Here is a 14,978-nt window from a genome sequence, read left to right on the forward strand (position 1 = left end):
CGTTCACAGCGAGTGCGGGAAAGGAAAGCGCCATGCGTGCGGGCACAACGCGTCAAAAGGCAATCGCCAAATCGCTCACATTGCTGCTTCCGGCAGTTCCCTATTCGGATTCGGAACCGATCAGAGCGGCGGCTCTCGCCCCGCATATGAAGACGCTGCCGCCGTCCACGGCGGTCTGGCTTGCCACCGTGGCGCATGTGCGCCACGCCCATACGGATTATGATACGCTGCGCGATGACGGATATGACAAGGATTCCGCGCGCTTCTTTGTGCTAGACGCGATCAACTCAAAGCTGACGGAATGGCGCGCGACACGGCTTCTGTCGCCGGAAGACGACGAAGCCGTGGAGATGTAAAAACGCCGCCCGGAGGCGGCGTCTTGATCCTAGAGAACCTCGGCCCGTTTAATCGACGGACCCATGCCCCTGCAGATAACCGTGCTTACGCGGGTTCGGCATGAAGATGCTGACCGCAAACACGATGACCATCATGATGGTCACGTACCAGAAGAAGCCGCTTTCCATGCCCTGCTGTTTGAACCACAGCGCGACATATTCCGCCGTGCCGCCAAAGATCGCATTGGCGATGGCGTAGGAAAAACCGACGCCAAGGGCGCGCACTTCCGCCGGGAAAAGCTCGGCTTTCACGATGCCGCTGATGGAGGTGTACATGCTCACCACGGCCAGCGCGATCACGATATAGATGAAAGCCATGGTCGAGCTCTGCACCGAGCCAATCAATGTCATCAACGGGATCGTGGTCAAGATCGAGATGCCGCCAAAGCCGATCATCATGGTCTTGCGGCCGAGCTTGTCGGACAAGGCGCCGAATAGCGGCTGCATGAGCATATAGGCCAGCAGCACGAAGGTCATGGTTTCGCTGGCGGTTTCCTTGCTCATGCCGGCCGTATTGACCAGATATTTCTGCATATAGGTTGTGAACGTATAGAAGGCGAGCGAACCGCCTGCCGTGAAGCCGACAACAACCAGAAACGCCTTGCGATGATGCTTCCAGATGGTGGCGAAGCTGCCGGCAGCCTTGCTGTTGCGGGTTTCTTCCGTGGTCGTTTCATGCAGCGTGCGGCGCAAAAAGAGCGCCACGATGGCCGCGAGACCACCAATTGCAAACGGGATGCGCCAGCCCCAGGCGTGAAGCTGTTCAGACGTCAGCAAGAACTGGAGAAGCACGATCACCAGCACGGCCAGAAGCTGGCCACCGATCAGCGTGACATATTGAAACGACGAGAAGAAGCCGCGACGGCCTGCAAGCGCAACTTCACTCATATAGGTTGCCGTGGTGCCATATTCGCCACCGACCGAAAGGCCCTGCAACAGACGCACGATCAGCAACAGCACCGGCGCCAGCACGCCAATCGATGCATAGGTCGGCAGGATGGCGATGGCAAACGAGCCGAAGCACATCATGGTGACGGAAATCAGCATCGATGTGCGGCGACCCAGCTTGTCGGCGATACGACCGAACAACCAGCCGCCAATCGGGCGCATCAGAAAGCCGGCCGCGAAAATCGCAGCTGCATTCAAAAGCTGGCTGGTCTGATCCTCGGCCGGGAAAAACTGCGACGCGAAGTAAAGCGCACCAAACGAATAAACATAGAAATCATACCATTCGACCAGATTGCCCGAGGCGCTGGCCACAATCGCATAGACGCGACGGCGTGTATCGTGGGCGTCATGCGCCGCTTCGAACTCGCCATTGGCATCGACATGCGTATTTGCATTGCTCATGTTGAAAACTCCCAAAAGCGGATTCTGTTACCCACATCGAACGACAGCGAAAATTTTGGATGAAGCGCAGCGTTATAAGGATGCCTGCTAACTTACTAAATTAGCATCGGTTCCAGAATGCGATCAGACCATAGGAGCAAAATCATTTGCATGCAATCTATTGACTTGTAACCAATAGCAAGGCGGACGATGGCGATCCACCTGCCATCATCCGTCGCAGTTCTTTGAAATAATTGGAAAAATTATAAATGCGCCCGACCGCTGCCCCGGCGAGCGTCAATCACATCCCCGTGTAGTGGCCGGTTTCGGCATGATTATCGCTTCTGGACGAGCATGAAAATACGCGGGAATCGAAGCAGCACCTTGCCGTCGCGAGTCGTCGGATAGTGCGGGGTGATGCGCTCCCTATAGGCTGCAAGATAGGCCGCCTGCTCGTCCGCATCCAGCGGGTCGAGGAATGGCCTGAGACCCGTGCCCTTGACCCACTCCACGATGGCATCCACGCCCGCCAGCGGGTGATTATAGATCGTGTGCCAGATATCAATCCGCGCCGCATCGCCAGCGAAAGCGTCGTAATAAGTCGCGACCGGCGGCAAAGGCCCCCTGCCCGTCGTGCCGATCTTGGCTGCAAAAGGCGCAGTCTTGGCAACCTCGCGCATCCCGATATGGGTTTGCTCGCCCATATTGTCGGGCATCTGGATCGCCAGAAATGCGCCGGGTTGCATCAAGGACAAAAGCCGCTGCAATTGCTCGATATGGTCTGGCAGCCATTGAAAGACGGCATTGGAAAACAGCACGTCCGTTTCGGCGTCCGGCTCGAAACTGGCGGCATTGCTGATGAAGAACTCGACATCCGGCAAACGCGCCTTCGCCTTGTCGATCATATCCGGCGAGGTGTCGAAGCCCGAAATCTGCGCGTCCGGCCAGCGCTCGACCAGAAGCTCGGTTGAATTGCCGGGTCCGCAGCCGATATCCACCACCTTGCGTGGAGTTGCCAGAGGTATCTGCGCCAGAAGATCGCGCGCCGGGCGGCTGCGTTCATCTTCGAATTTCAGATACTGTTTTGCGGACCAGTCTTTCATCGTCTTTCCTTTCATCAAATGAAAAGGCCGGTGCGATGCACCGGCCTTAAAATCATTACCTTGTCAGCGGCTTATACGTCACCCGCTTCGGGTTGACGCTTTCCGGTCCGAGACGACGGACCTTATCCGCTTCATAATCCTCGAAATTGCCTTCGAACCATTCGACATGGCTGTCGCCTTCGAAAGCGAGAATATGCGTTGCCAGACGATCGAGGAACATACGATCGTGGGAGATGATAACGGCGCAACCAGCGTATTTTTCAAGCGCGTCTTCGAGCGCTGCCAGCGTTTCCGTATCAAGATCGTTGGTCGGTTCGTCGAGCAGCAGAACGTTGCCGCCTGCCTGCAGCATCTTGGCAAGATGCACGCGGTTGCGCTGACCACCAGACAGATTGCCGACCTTAGCCTGCTGATCGCCACCCTTGAAGTTGAACGCACCGCAATAAGCGCGCGAGTTCATTTCAAACTTGCCGAGCTTGATGATGTCGTTGCCACCGGAAATTTCTTCCCAGACATTCTTGTTCGGATCGAGGTGATCGCGGCTCTGATCGACGTAACCGAGATGAACCGTGTCGCCGATGCGGATCGAACCGGAATCCGGCTTTTCCTGACCGGTGATCATCTTGAACAGCGTCGACTTACCGGCACCGTTCGGGCCGATAACACCAACAATGCCACCGGGAGGCAGCTTGAAGGTCAGGTTTTCGATCAGCATGCGATCGCCAAACGACTTTGTCAGACCTTCCGCTTCAATAACCACCTGACCGAGACGCTCGCCTGCCGGGATCAGAATCTGGGCATCGCCCGGACGCTGGTTTTCCGCAGCTTCGACCAGCTGATCATAAGCCTTGATACGGGCTTTCGATTTGGCCTGTCGAGCTTTCGGGCTTGCCGCAATCCACTGGCGTTCGCGCTCAAGCGCTTTCTGACGCGAATCTTCTTCACGTCCTTCCTGAATCATACGCTTGGCCTTGGCTTCGAGATAAGCCGAGTAATTGCCTTCGTAAGGAATGCCGCGACCGCGATCGAGTTCGAGAATCCAGCCGGTTACATTGTCGAGGAAGTAGCGATCATGCGTGATGAGCAGGACAGCGCCCTGATATTCGCGCAGATGCTTTTCCAGCCATGCGGTGGTTTCAGCGTCAAGGTGGTTGGTCGGTTCGTCGAGCAGCAGCAAGTCAGGCTTCGACAGCAGCAGCTTGCAAAGCGCAACACGGCGACGTTCACCACCCGAAAGCTTGGTAACATCGGCGTCGGCTGGCGGGCAGCGCAGCGCTTCCATTGCCATTTCAACCTGGCTTTCCAGATCCCAGAGGTTCTGGCTGTCGATGATATCCTGAAGCGCCGCACCTTCGTCGGCGGTTTCATCAGAATAGTTCATCATCAACTCGTTGTAACGGTCGAGAATGGCTGTCTTCGCAGCCACACCTTCCATCACATTGCCGAGGACGGTCTTGTCCGGGTCGAGATGCGGTTCCTGCGCGAGATAGCCGCAAGTGGCGCCGTCTGCGAGCCAGGCTTCGCCGGTATATTCCTTGTCGAGACCGGCCATGATCTTGAGGATGGTCGACTTACCGGCACCGTTGGGGCCGAGAATACCGATCTTCGCATCGGGATAGAATGACAGGTGAAGGTTTTCGATAACCTTCTTGGCGCCGTAGGCCTTGTTCAGCCCGGACATATGATAGATGAATTGGCGTGCCATAAAGCGCGTCGTCTCCACTGGTTGGAAAGCGCGGGCGGTCCAAACGAAGCCGAGCCGCGCGGAAATTGCTGACGCGTATGTAGGCCAAATAGTGAGCGGACGCAAACGCCATCACGCAAAACAAATATGCCGATTGAGGCATGGCCCCCGGCAGCACACGCTTCAAAAATTGAGCTTAAAAGAATGAAACCGGGCGCGGATATTTCCGTCACCCGGTTTCCCCTCTGGCCACCGTCCGCGAAAGTTTCCTCCCTTTCATCGGACGGCCTGCAAATGATGGCTTGAAATTCTCTAAATGACGCCTTTTATAACCGTCAAAGCCCCTGTATTTCCCCGTTGAAGCTAGATTTGCCCAGCTTTTTCCGCATTTCAAGCAGAATTTGCACAAAAAAAGCTTTTGCCTAAAATTCCCTCATACAACGTTGTCATGCCTCTTTTAATATCGTGCCCAACCGGGGAATTGACTATTTGCGCGGCATAAAATCAGATGGTGAAATGTCGTTTGAAACCGTCCATCACCTCTCCTTGTCCGACGCGACGCAACTGCCGTTTCGAAACGCGCTTGCCGACGCACCACGCGCGGTCGTTCAAATCTGCCACGGGCTTGCGGAACATTCCGCGCGCTATCGGCGGTTCGCAGACGCGCTGGCACAGGCTGGCTATCATGTCTATGCGCACGACCACCGTGGACACGGCGTGAATATCGGCGCCCATGCACCGAGAGGAATGTTTTCACAAAAGCAAGGCCATGATGTGGCGATCGAGGATGTTCTGGCGCTGAACCGCCACATTCATCTTGAGCACCCCGGATTGCCGGTGGTGCTGTTCGGCCATTCGATGGGCGGCCTGATCGCGCTGAACTATGTGCTGGACCATGCCGACACGGTGGATGCCGCTGCGATCTGGAATGCCAATTTCGACGGCGGCCTTGAAGCCAAAGCCGCTGCCGCTCTTCTTTATATGGAGCGCATGCTGAAAGGGTCGGATGTTCCGAGCAGCCTGCTACCGAAGCTGACCTTTCGTGCATGGGGCCGCTCCATCCCCGGCCATCGCACGCCCTTCGACTGGCTGTCGCGCGATCCGGCGGAGGTCGATGCCTATGTCGCCGATCCGCTTTGCGGCTTCGATGCGACTGTATCGCTGTGGCTCGATCTCGTGCACATGACCGCACGCGGCGCGGATGATCGCACCTTCGGCAACATCCCGCGCAGCCTGCCCTTTCATCTGGTCGGCGGCAGCGAAGATCCCGCTACTGCCAAAGGCACTGCCGTCGCGCGACTGGCGGAGCGGATGCGGCGCATGGGGTTCACGCGGGTCACCTGCACGATCCTGCCCGACACCCGCCATGAAAGCCTGAATGAGATCAACCGGGACGACGTAACACAGAAATTTCTGGATTGGCTGGTGGAGACCCTTCCGTCTTCAACCATGTCCAGTTAAAAAGCGGCTATTATCTTCTGTATCGAGCTCGGCTCACGATTTCTTGAAGCATCTTGGCTTCGCCGGGTATTCAGTGCTAGAGCATCGGCCCCGAAAGCCATTGCCGGTTTCGGGAAAAGCTAATGCTGATCAAAAATTGGCGCGGCTTGCGCGAATATCGGGGCTCCAGACAATGAAAATGGAGCCTGCGCTTGAAAAATAGCGCAAGGAACGAAGGAACACTCTGCGTGGAAACACCGACAATTTCTGTGGTCATCCCCTGCCGCAATGAGGCGGACAATCTCGCCTTTCTGCTGGATGAGGTGGATTCCGCGATGCAGGGCCGCGCCTATGAAGTGATTGTCGTCGATGACGGCTCGACGGATTCGACCAGCGACGTCATCGCCCGGCGCATCCATGCAGGCAAGCCGCTGCGCCATCTGCGCCATGACCGTTCATCCGGCCAGAGTGCTGCAGTGCGTTCCGGTGTTTTTGCCGCACGCGGCAAGATTGTGGTGACGATGGATGGCGACGGCCAGAACGACCCGGCCTATCTGCCGGTTCTGGTCGATGCGCTGGTTGAGGCGGGCGAAGGCTATGGCATTGCCGCTGGCCAGCGTCTGAAGCGCACCGATACCAAGCTGAAGCAAATGTCGTCCCGCTTCGCCAATAATCTGCGTGGCGCGATCCTGAAGGACAAGACGCGCGACTCCGGTTGCGGCCTCAAGGCGCTGCATACCGACCTGTTCCGTCAGCTGCCGTTCTTCGACGGCTGGCATCGCTATCTGCCGTCGCTGGCGCTGCGCGAAGGTTTCGATGTCGTGCATGTGGATGTGGTTGACCGCGAACGCCGCCATGGCAAATCCAATTACGGCATCCTTGATCGCGGACTGCGTGGCATACTCGATCTTTACGGCGTCTGGTGGCTGCGCAAGCGCCGCAAGGTCGTGCCGCGCGTGACGGAGATTACCCATGACTGATATTTTCAACAGCCTGTCGCAGTGGCTGCACGAAGTCTTCATCGCGCAGTGGGATGGCTGGATCGTGCTCGGCTTCGTCGCACAGGCTTGCTTCACCATGCGCTTCGTCGTGCAATGGCTGGCTTCCGAAAAAGCCAAACGCAGTGTCATGCCAGTGGCGTTCTGGTTTTTCTCGCTGTTCGGCGGCGCATTGCTGCTGATCTATGCGGTCCAGCGCAAAGACCCGGTTTTCATTGCTGGACAGGGTTTCGGCCTGCTGGTCTATGTCCGCAATCTCTGGCTTATCGCCAATGAAAAGAAGCGGATCGTGGCGAGCGAATAACTCGCCCCGAGATCAGCTTTTCAGCTGGCGCCCTACCGAACGGTAGTCGAGGCCAGTATCGGCGATGTCTTCCGCCTTATAGACATTGCGCAAATCGATCAGCACGTTGCCAGCCATCGCTTTTGCGACGCGCTTCAAATCCAGCGCCCGATAGGCGTTCCATTCGGTCAGAAGCGCCACCACGCCAGCCCCTTCCGCTGCCTCATAGGCCGAGTTGCACCAGATCACATCCGGCAGAACGGCCTTGGCGGCTTCCATCGCCTCGGGGTCGTGCGCGCGCACCGAAATGCCTGCCTTCTGGATCGCGGTCACGATATCCAGGGCCGGAGATTCGCGGATATCGTCAGTATTCGGCTTGAACGCGATGCCCAGAACCGCAACCGTCGCAGCGCCGCTTTCCTTCGCTGCGGAAACGATCCGCTCCGCCATCGACTGCTTGCGCGTTTCGTTGATGGCGATCACTTCCTCGATCAGCGATTGCGGCGCGTCGTAACGCTTGCCGGTGGCGGCAAAAGCACGCGTATCCTTCGGAAAGCATGAGCCGCCGAAGCCCGGTCCCGCATGGAGGAATTTGGAGCCGATGCGGTTATCCATACCGATGGCGCGCGCGACTTCCTGCACATTGCCGCCGGTCTTCTCGCACAAATCCGCCACCTGATTGATGAAGGTGACCTTCATGGCCAGAAACGCATTGGCGGCATACTTGATGATCTCGGCATTTTCGAGCGAGGTGACGACCATCGGCGTCTCGCGCAGATAAAGCGGGCGATAGAGACGCTGCATCGCAGCCTTGCCGCGCTCGTCCTCAACGCCCACCACAACGCGGTCGGGCCGCATGAAATCCTCGATGGCCGAGCCTTCGCGCAGGAATTCCGGATTGGAAACCATGGAGAAAGGCACACCGGGGCGTGCTGCGGCAATACGGTCGCGGATACGCGCATTGGTGCCGACGACGACTGTGGACTTGATGACAACAACGGCGTCGGGCTTCATCGCTGCCGCGATTTCATCCGCCGCTGCCTCGATATATTGCAGGTCCGCCTCGCCGTCGCCGCGCCGCGACGGCGTGCCGACAGCGATGAAGATTACATCGGCATCGGCCACGCTTGTCGCAAGATCGGTGCTGAAATCCAGCCGTTCGTCACGAATGTTGCGGGTCAGAAGTTCATCGAGGCCCGGCTCAAAGATCGTGACCTTGCCCGCCTCAAGGCGTTCGATGATCGACGGGTTCTTGTCGACGCAGGTGACGTGGAAGCCGAATTCGGCAAAACACACGCCCGAAACTAGACCCACATAGCCCGTTCCGATCATCGCCAGCTTCATATGTTCAGTCCTTCAGTTTGGCTTAGAGCCACTTGTCGTAGTCAGAGACCAGCAGATGCAGCGGCTTTTCGTTTTCTTCAATATTCGAAAAGCGGCCAATCGGCTCGCGGAAAATATTATCGGTGAGGTCGTCATTGACGGTCGAAACTTCACCAATCAGCACGTCGCCGCCCTCGCCCCAGAAAGCATGCCAGTTGCCGGGCAGAAGCGTCACGCTTTCACCGGGCGACAGTTTCAGATGCGCGCCCGCCTTCTGCGTCACAAGACGACCGTCGGTCGCAACCGTAACATCGGAATGCTCATCCACACTGCCGTCCGGCAGCGAATTGAACAGTTCCAGCACCAGCGTGCCGCCACCGCGATTGATGATATCTTCAGCCTTCACCACATGGCGATGCATCGGCGAAAGCTGGTTCTCGCGCGAGATCATGATCTTTTCGGCATAAAGCATGCCGCCGCCGCGCTTCAGGTCATCGGCATTGCCGTTGCGTGTCGTAAACAGGAAAAGGCCAAGGTCCTTGAACTTGCCCTGACCGTAATCCGTAATGTCCCAGCCCAGACGCGCATCGCGGATGGCTGCGGCATCGCTGCCGGTTCGCTGCTTCAGCTCTTCCGGAGTCCAGTAGGCAAAGGGCGGCATGACATAGCCAAATGAGCGGATAAACGCATCGCTTTCGCGGATAATATCATTGATTTCTGAGCGTTTCATGACCTCTGGGCCTCCCATGGAATGAAACAGTTTCTGTCTGGTTCGTGTGGTAACTATCTTTTCGGCCTGTTGGCAATCCCGGAAATGCTTTGCATGTCAGCTGTCACGCATATTTGCTGTCCTGACTGCCTGCCGCAAAAGCGACATTTTGGCGTGTCGTCTTTACGCGAAATCCATGTCGCATCCCAATGCGCGTTTAGGACATTTCAGTGATTGAATCATGACAACGGAAGCCAGTTCGAAATCCGAAACGGAAACGAACAAGCCATTGATGTAGCGGCAAAAGCCGGGCTTCTGGAAGGCTAAGGGAACACCGGATCAGGCCAAGGTCGCTGGGAGAACAGCAAATGCCGATCCTAACGAAGATGAAGCAAGGGTCGTGATGATGGACGTTCGCAATAAAGTGCTGGGGGAAATGCTGGGGCTTTTGTCCGGGCGCGACCCCAATTTCAGCCTGGAGCAGAAGTTTTACACCGATCCGGATTTTTACAAGCTGGATCTGGAAAACATCTTCTATCGTGACTGGCTGTTTGTCGGCCATGATTGCGAGCTGCCGAAGACCGGCTCCTACATGACCGTGCAGGTTGGCGCCTATCCGGTCGTCATCGTGCGCGATGCGCAGGGCGGTATCCGCGCCTTCCACAATTCCTGCCGTCATCGCGGCTCGCGCATCTGCTCTGCCGAGAAAGGCACGGCGGCGAAGCTCGTCTGCCCCTATCACCAGTGGACCTATGAGCTGGACGGACGCTTGCTCTTCGCGCGTCAGGTTGGCCCGGATTTCAAGCCCGCCGAATATGGTTTGAAGCAGGTGCATTGCGAGACGGTCGCAGGCTATATCTATATCTGCGTCGCCGACGAAGCCCCCGATTTCACCGCCTTCCGCAATCTGGTCGAACCCTATCTCGCGCCGCACAATATCAAGGACGCCAAGGTCGCTTTCGAAAGCTCGATCATCGAAAAGGGCAACTGGAAGCTGGTCTGGGAAAACAATCGCGAGTGCTATCACTGCGCCGCGAACCACCCGGAACTCTGCCGCACCTATCCCGAAGCGCCATCGGCGACCGGCGTTCAGGGTGTGATGGAAGACCCGGAAATCAACCAGCTCTGGAAGAACTGCGCCAGCGCCGGCCTGCCGGCAGAATTCAAAATGTCCGAAGACGGTCGTCATCGCATCACCCGCATTCCGCTTCTGCGCGATGCGGTAAGCTATACAATGTCGGGCAAGGCCGCCGTCAAGAAGCCGCTGAGCGATCAGGTTGCAGGCAACACCAATATCGGCGCGATGCTGCTCTTCAATTATCCGTCCACCTGGAACCACCTGATGGCCGACCACGCCATATCGTTCCGCGTTTTGCCGATCAGTGCTGAAGAAACCCTCGTCACCACCAAGTGGCTGGTGCACAAGGATGCGGTTGAAGGCGTCGATTATGATCTGGACGAACTGACCCATGTGTGGATACAGACCAATGATCAGGATCGGCAGATCGTCGAGGAAAATGCCGTCGGCATCCGCTCGCCCGCCTATCAGCCCGGCCCCTATTCGGTCGAGCATGAAGGCGGCGTGATGCAGTTCCTCGAATGGTACACCAATACGATGACGCCGCGCCTCAGCGGTGAAACGGCCAAGCTTAGCCGCGTGGCCTGATCGGCATAGACCGAAATACGAATTGAGAAGCGAGAAGGCCATGCAGCCTCTGAAATATCTGGACGAGATGCTGCCGTGGAACGACAGGCTGCAAATGCTGGAATGCATTTCGGCCATCGAAGAAGCGCCGGATGTGATGACCTTCTCGTTCAGGACCGAAGAAGGCAACTGGTTCCGCTATACGCCGGGCCAGTTCGTCACGCTGGAACTGCCGCTGGAGCGGGCGGACGGTCTTGGCCCTGTGCTCAGAACCTATACGCTGTCATCCACGCCGTCGCGGCCCTACCATATTTCGGTGACGGTCAAGGCGCAGAAGGACAGCATCGGCACCCGCTGGATGCTCGACAATCTGCGCCCGCCGATGAAGATCAAGGCCTACGGGCCGAATGGCGACTTTTCGCTCGCCAATCATCCGAGTGAAAAATACCTGTTCATCTCGGCTGGTTCCGGCATCACGCCGATGGTTTCCATGACCCGCTGGCTGTTCGACTGCGCACCGGGAACCGACATAGCATTCATCAATTGCGCCCGTACACCGGACGACATTATTTTCCGCAAGGAACTGGAACTGCTTTCCGGTCGTATGGATGCGATGCGGCTCGCCTTCATTGTCGAGCAGTCCTCCGCCCGGCATGTCTGGCCGGGCCTGCACGGTCGTATCGACCGGGCGCGGCTCGAATTGCTGGCGCCGGATTTCCAGCATCGCAAGGTCTTCTGCTGCGGCCCCGAGCCGTTCATGAACGGCGTGCGCGGATTGCTGGAACAATCCGGCTTCAACATGGCCAATTATCATCAGGAGAGCTTCCAGCCCGCGAGCGAAATCTCGTCGGTGCCCGTGCCGAGCGCACTTGCCTCCGCCTCACCTGCCGCAGTTGCTGCGGCTCCGGCTGCGCCCGCCGTGGCTGCCGCCAGCGTGGTGTTCAGCCTTTCGGGCGTCGAAGTGGAATGCACCGAAAACGACACCATCCTGCTTGCCGCCCGCAATGGCGGTCTGAAAATACCGAGCGCCTGCGAATTCGGCATTTGCGGCACCTGCAAGGTGAAATGCCTCGGCGGTGAGACGGAGATGAACCACAATGGCGGCATTCGCGACGATGAAATCGCGGAAGGCTACATTCTCGCCTGTTGCAGTCGCCCGCGTGGTCGCGTGGAGATCGACGCTTAAGCTTTCTTCAGAAACTCCGTTCTCAGCACCAAACCCTTGACCTGTTTGGTGCTGCAATCGACTTCGGCGGGATTTCCGGTCAGGCGAATGCCCTTGACCATCGTGCCGCGCTTCAGCGTGGTCGAGGTTCCCTTGACCTTCAGATCTTTGATGAGCGTGACGGAATCGCCGTCATTCAATTGCGTGCCGTTGCTGTCGCGCGTGATTTCGTCTGTCATGGTCGTCCCTGTGTGGTTTTTGATCGAAGCCGTCCGTAGCACCCTTATCCCTGTTATACCAGAACATGCATATTCGCTGGTCTCAGTGATATGGGCTGATTATAGTCGCCATGACAAAGCTCGAAATGAAGCAGGAGCGCTTATGATCGGTCATGCCCTTATTGTCGTCGATGTTCAGAATGACTTCTGCCCCGGCGGCGCGCTGGCTGTTGCTTATGGCGATGAAATTCTGCCCGCCGTTAATCGACTGATCGAGGAAAGCGAACACGTCATTCTGACGCAGGACTGGCACCCTGCCGGTCATTCGAGCTTCGCCTCCACCCATCCCGGAAAAGCGCCCTTCGATATGGTGGACATGTCCTACGGGCCGCAGACACTGTGGCCGGATCATTGCGTACAGGGCACGCGCGGGGCGGAATTTCACCCTGCCCTGCAATGGACGCGCGCACAGCTCGTCATTCGCAAAGGCTTCCGTTTCGGCATCGACAGCTATTCAGCCTTCTTCGAAAACGATCGTGAAACACCGACCGGCCTTGCCGGATATTTACGCGAGCGCGGCATCGGTTCGCTGACGCTTGCGGGTCTCGCAACCGATTTCTGCGTTGCCTATTCCGCGCTTGATACCGTAGCACAAGGTTTTCAGGTACGGGTGCGGCTCGATGCCTGTCGTGGCATCGACCTCAACGGCTCCATGAGCACCATGCTGGAGAAGATGAAGCAGGCTGGCGTCGAACTGGTCGATGAGCCTGCCTCAGCCGCGCATTTACTCTAGCTCGCCATCGGGCATGACCACATAGATCAGCACGGCGATGATGGTGATGAAGAAGCGGAAGGCCGATTCGATGCCGTTCCACGTCTGCGACATCCACATGCCGAACCACTCGCCGCCCACCGATATGAAGCCCACCTGCCAGACCAGAAAGCCGAGCGAAAGCCCGGCAATGGCCCATTTCTTGGAGCGATTGAAGCTGGCCGCGCGATCCGTGAGCCGCCCCAACATGGCGAAAGCCCCGATCCAGCACAGGATGGCGGTCAGCGTTTCAGCCGCGATGATCAGAATATAGCCCGCATGATGCAGGGTTGGATTGTCGATAGCGCGATATTTGATCGTGGCATCGGGAAAGATCGTATCCATCATCAGAACATGCTGGACGAAGGCGAAATTGCTGCCGTAATCGGTGATGTTACCGAAAGCGACCAGGGTTGCGAAGAAGGCGATTGCCGCCACGAAAGCGGTCTTGCTCAAGCGAGTAACGATCATGGGTTCCCCTCGATGGTTCTGTCGATTCGGCCAAATCGGCTACCGGAAAACCATATCATCCAGGGCAATAAAAAAGGCGGCATAGGCCGCCCTTTTTGTCATTGATGTCATTGCTTAGTGACCTATGACCTCTTCGCTGTCGTCCTGCCAGTGCGGATTGAGCCGGTTATAGCGCAGCGACGACATGAAGGAGAGGCCGATCAGCACCGCACCGATGAGGCCGGTAATGACTTCCGGTATGTGAACCAGCGTCTGCACATACATCACTACCGCCAGAACGAGGATGGCATAGAACGCGCCATGTTCCAGATAGCGGTATTGGCCGAGCGTCTTGCGCTCCACCAACATGATGGTGAGCGAGCGCACATAAAAGGCGCCGATGCCAAGGCCGATCGCGATGATGAAGAGGTTGGTCGTCAGCGCGAAAGCGCCGATGACGCCGTCAAACGAGAAACTTGCATCAAGCACTTCCAGATAGATGAAAGCGCCAAGACCACCGCGATGGACCATGTCGATCTGTTCCTGCGTGGCGTCCAGCACTTCGCCCAGCCCTTCGACTGCCAGAAAGGTCAGGAGACCAAACAGGCCAGCAACGAGGAATGTGTGCGAATGAACAGCATCCAGTTGGTAGGAGAAGAACAGGATCAGCGCGACGGCAACGCCGATTTCAACGCCCTGCACGGACGCGAATTTCGACATGCGGCTTTCGATGGCCTTGATCCAGTGCACATCCTTCTCGACGTCGAAGAAATATTTCATACCGACCATCAGCAGGAACGTGCCGCCAAACGCAGCAATCCCGGTATGGGCTTCCGCGATCACACGGGCATATTCATTCGGCTGCCAGATGGCGAGTTTGAGCGCTGAAATCGGGTCCGTCCACATGGCCACCGCAACGATGGCCAGCGGGAAAATGATGCGCATGCCGAAAACGGCGATGATGATGCCCCATGTCAGGAAGCGATGCTGCCATTCGGGTGTCATGTCACGCAGAATGCGCGCATTCACGATGGCATTATCGAAGGAAAGCGAAATCTCAAGAACGCTCAGCACGGCGCAGATGATGAAAACGGAGACCATTCCCCCGAAAGTGCCGGTCATCTCGTATCCGAGCCAGACAGCAGCTGCGAGACCCACGACTGTGAAGATCATGGGCCATGTAAAATAGCGTAGGGTGGCCATTGCAAACCGTTTTATTGTTTTCACTAAAGACAGAGCCCTTCCCGACGCCGGTCAAAATCACGACGTTGTTCCCCGGATGGGCTATTGCCTTATGTAAGAGGCGTCAAATCGCCAAACAAGGGAAACAACGGCAAAATTTTGTTCATGTGGCGGAAAGACGCCGGACGCGAGCGATCCCGCGATTTTACTTTTCATATTCTCAAATTCTTCAACAGGCCTATC

15 protein-coding genes are annotated in these 14,978 nt (G+C 57.1%); 7 read left to right on the forward strand and 8 right to left on the reverse strand.

The genetic code is table 11. The features are described 5' to 3' along the window. The first annotated feature begins 32 nt into the window (after positions 1 to 32). Positions 33 to 356 (forward strand): DUF2293 domain-containing protein, encoded by a 324-nt coding sequence (locus tag D8666_RS04380; RefSeq protein WP_109369431.1) that lies wholly within the window; start codon positions 33 to 35, stop codon positions 354 to 356. Positions 357 to 404: 48 nt separating this feature from the next. Here the strand turns inward: D8666_RS04380 and D8666_RS04385 are convergent, their stop codons facing one another. The 3 genes from D8666_RS04385 to ettA form a co-directional block, all read right to left on the reverse strand. After that, positions 405 to 1,745: an MFS family transporter gene (locus D8666_RS04385; RefSeq protein WP_109369432.1), complete on the reverse strand. Its 1,341-nt coding sequence runs from the start codon at positions 1,743 to 1,745 to the stop codon at positions 405 to 407. Between the two features lie 314 nt (positions 1,746 to 2,059). Further along, positions 2,060 to 2,827 (reverse strand): trans-aconitate 2-methyltransferase, encoded by a 768-nt coding sequence (gene tam / locus D8666_RS04390; RefSeq protein WP_121536422.1) that lies wholly within the window; start codon positions 2,825 to 2,827, stop codon positions 2,060 to 2,062. Between the two features lie 55 nt (positions 2,828 to 2,882). Next, positions 2,883 to 4,532, reverse strand: a complete 1,650-nt coding sequence (ettA, locus tag D8666_RS04395; RefSeq protein WP_121536424.1) for an energy-dependent translational throttle protein EttA — start codon at positions 4,530 to 4,532, stop codon at positions 2,883 to 2,885. Positions 4,533 to 5,027: 495 nt separating this feature from the next. Between ettA and D8666_RS04405 the strand changes: the two genes are divergently transcribed. From D8666_RS04405 to D8666_RS04415, 3 genes are all read left to right on the forward strand, one after another. After that, positions 5,028 to 5,972 (forward strand): alpha/beta fold hydrolase, encoded by a 945-nt coding sequence (locus D8666_RS04405; protein ID WP_121536426.1) that lies wholly within the window; start codon positions 5,028 to 5,030, stop codon positions 5,970 to 5,972. A 227-nt stretch (positions 5,973 to 6,199) separates the two neighbouring features. Further along, positions 6,200 to 6,931 (forward strand): glycosyltransferase family 2 protein, encoded by a 732-nt coding sequence (locus tag D8666_RS04410; RefSeq protein WP_121536428.1) that lies wholly within the window; start codon positions 6,200 to 6,202, stop codon positions 6,929 to 6,931. Further along, positions 6,924 to 7,253: a lipid-A-disaccharide synthase N-terminal domain-containing protein gene (locus tag D8666_RS04415; protein WP_109369437.1), complete on the forward strand. Its 330-nt coding sequence runs from the start codon at positions 6,924 to 6,926 to the stop codon at positions 7,251 to 7,253. Before D8666_RS04410 ends, D8666_RS04415 begins: the two co-directional genes overlap by 8 nt. 12 nt (positions 7,254 to 7,265) lie before the next feature. Here the strand turns inward: D8666_RS04415 and D8666_RS04420 are convergent, their stop codons facing one another. Together D8666_RS04420 and D8666_RS04425 are read right to left on the reverse strand one after the other, a co-directional pair. Beyond that, positions 7,266 to 8,576, reverse strand: a complete 1,311-nt coding sequence (locus D8666_RS04420; protein ID WP_121536430.1) for a UDP-glucose dehydrogenase family protein — start codon at positions 8,574 to 8,576, stop codon at positions 7,266 to 7,268. Between the two features lie 22 nt (positions 8,577 to 8,598). After that, positions 8,599 to 9,285 (reverse strand): D-lyxose/D-mannose family sugar isomerase, encoded by a 687-nt coding sequence (locus D8666_RS04425; RefSeq protein WP_109369439.1) that lies wholly within the window; start codon positions 9,283 to 9,285, stop codon positions 8,599 to 8,601. A 385-nt stretch (positions 9,286 to 9,670) separates the two neighbouring features. Between D8666_RS04425 and D8666_RS04430 the strand changes: the two genes are divergently transcribed. Together D8666_RS04430 and D8666_RS04435 are read left to right on the forward strand one after the other, a co-directional pair. Beyond that, positions 9,671 to 10,930, forward strand: a complete 1,260-nt coding sequence (locus tag D8666_RS04430; RefSeq protein WP_121536628.1) for an aromatic ring-hydroxylating oxygenase subunit alpha — start codon at positions 9,671 to 9,673, stop codon at positions 10,928 to 10,930. 40 nt (positions 10,931 to 10,970) lie between these two features. Then, positions 10,971 to 12,095, forward strand: coding sequence for an FAD-binding oxidoreductase (locus D8666_RS04435; protein ID WP_121536432.1), 1,125 nt, complete (start codon positions 10,971 to 10,973; stop codon positions 12,093 to 12,095). Here the strand turns inward: D8666_RS04435 and D8666_RS04440 are convergent. Continuing rightward, positions 12,092 to 12,313, reverse strand: a complete 222-nt coding sequence (locus tag D8666_RS04440) for an alkylphosphonate utilization protein (protein WP_121536434.1) — start codon at positions 12,311 to 12,313, stop codon at positions 12,092 to 12,094. The genes D8666_RS04435 and D8666_RS04440 overlap by 4 nt on opposite strands. 142 nt (positions 12,314 to 12,455) lie before the next feature. Here D8666_RS04440 and pncA point away from each other — a divergent pair, with 142 nt between their 5' ends. Further along, complete coding sequence (gene pncA / locus D8666_RS04445) at positions 12,456 to 13,085, forward strand: bifunctional nicotinamidase/pyrazinamidase (protein WP_121536436.1); 630 nt, start codon at positions 12,456 to 12,458, stop codon at positions 13,083 to 13,085. Here pncA and D8666_RS04450 read toward each other — a convergent pair. Together D8666_RS04450 and D8666_RS04455 are read right to left on the reverse strand one after the other, a co-directional pair. Then, positions 13,077 to 13,574, reverse strand: coding sequence for a DUF2165 family protein (locus D8666_RS04450; protein WP_121536438.1), 498 nt, complete (start codon positions 13,572 to 13,574; stop codon positions 13,077 to 13,079). The genes pncA and D8666_RS04450 overlap by 9 nt on opposite strands. 114 nt (positions 13,575 to 13,688) lie before the next feature. Beyond that, on the reverse strand, positions 13,689 to 14,756 hold the full coding sequence (locus D8666_RS04455; RefSeq protein WP_109369444.1) for a DUF475 domain-containing protein: 1,068 nt from the start codon (positions 14,754 to 14,756) through the stop codon (positions 13,689 to 13,691). Between the last annotated feature and the right edge of the window lie 222 nt (positions 14,757 to 14,978).

This window comes from Ochrobactrum soli, assembly GCF_003664555.1.
GTDB lineage: Bacteria > Pseudomonadota > Alphaproteobacteria > Rhizobiales > Rhizobiaceae > Brucella > Brucella teleogrylli.

Coding starts and splice junctions, on each gene's coding strand:
- D8666_RS04455 (WP_109369444.1), bottom strand. CDS start 14,756: ATGGCCACCCTACGCTATTTTACATGGCCCATGATCTTCACAGTCGTG.
- D8666_RS04440 (WP_121536434.1), bottom strand. CDS start 12,313: ATGACAGACGAAATCACGCGCGACAGCAACGGCACGCAATTGAATGAC.
- D8666_RS04380 (WP_109369431.1), top strand. CDS start 33: ATGCGTGCGGGCACAACGCGTCAAAAGGCAATCGCCAAATCGCTCACA.
- D8666_RS04435 (WP_121536432.1), top strand. CDS start 10,971: ATGCAGCCTCTGAAATATCTGGACGAGATGCTGCCGTGGAACGACAGG.
- D8666_RS04420 (WP_121536430.1), bottom strand. CDS start 8,576: ATGAAGCTGGCGATGATCGGAACGGGCTATGTGGGTCTAGTTTCGGGC.
- D8666_RS04405 (WP_121536426.1), top strand. CDS start 5,028: ATGTCGTTTGAAACCGTCCATCACCTCTCCTTGTCCGACGCGACGCAA.
- ettA (WP_121536424.1), bottom strand. CDS start 4,532: ATGGCACGCCAATTCATCTATCATATGTCCGGGCTGAACAAGGCCTAC.
- D8666_RS04425 (WP_109369439.1), bottom strand. CDS start 9,285: ATGAAACGCTCAGAAATCAATGATATTATCCGCGAAAGCGATGCGTTT.
- D8666_RS04450 (WP_121536438.1), bottom strand. CDS start 13,574: ATGATCGTTACTCGCTTGAGCAAGACCGCTTTCGTGGCGGCAATCGCC.
- D8666_RS04415 (WP_109369437.1), top strand. CDS start 6,924: ATGACTGATATTTTCAACAGCCTGTCGCAGTGGCTGCACGAAGTCTTC.
- D8666_RS04430 (WP_121536628.1), top strand. CDS start 9,671: ATGGACGTTCGCAATAAAGTGCTGGGGGAAATGCTGGGGCTTTTGTCC.
- pncA (WP_121536436.1), top strand. CDS start 12,456: ATGATCGGTCATGCCCTTATTGTCGTCGATGTTCAGAATGACTTCTGC.
- tam (WP_121536422.1), bottom strand. CDS start 2,827: ATGAAAGACTGGTCCGCAAAACAGTATCTGAAATTCGAAGATGAACGC.
- D8666_RS04385 (WP_109369432.1), bottom strand. CDS start 1,745: ATGAGCAATGCAAATACGCATGTCGATGCCAATGGCGAGTTCGAAGCG.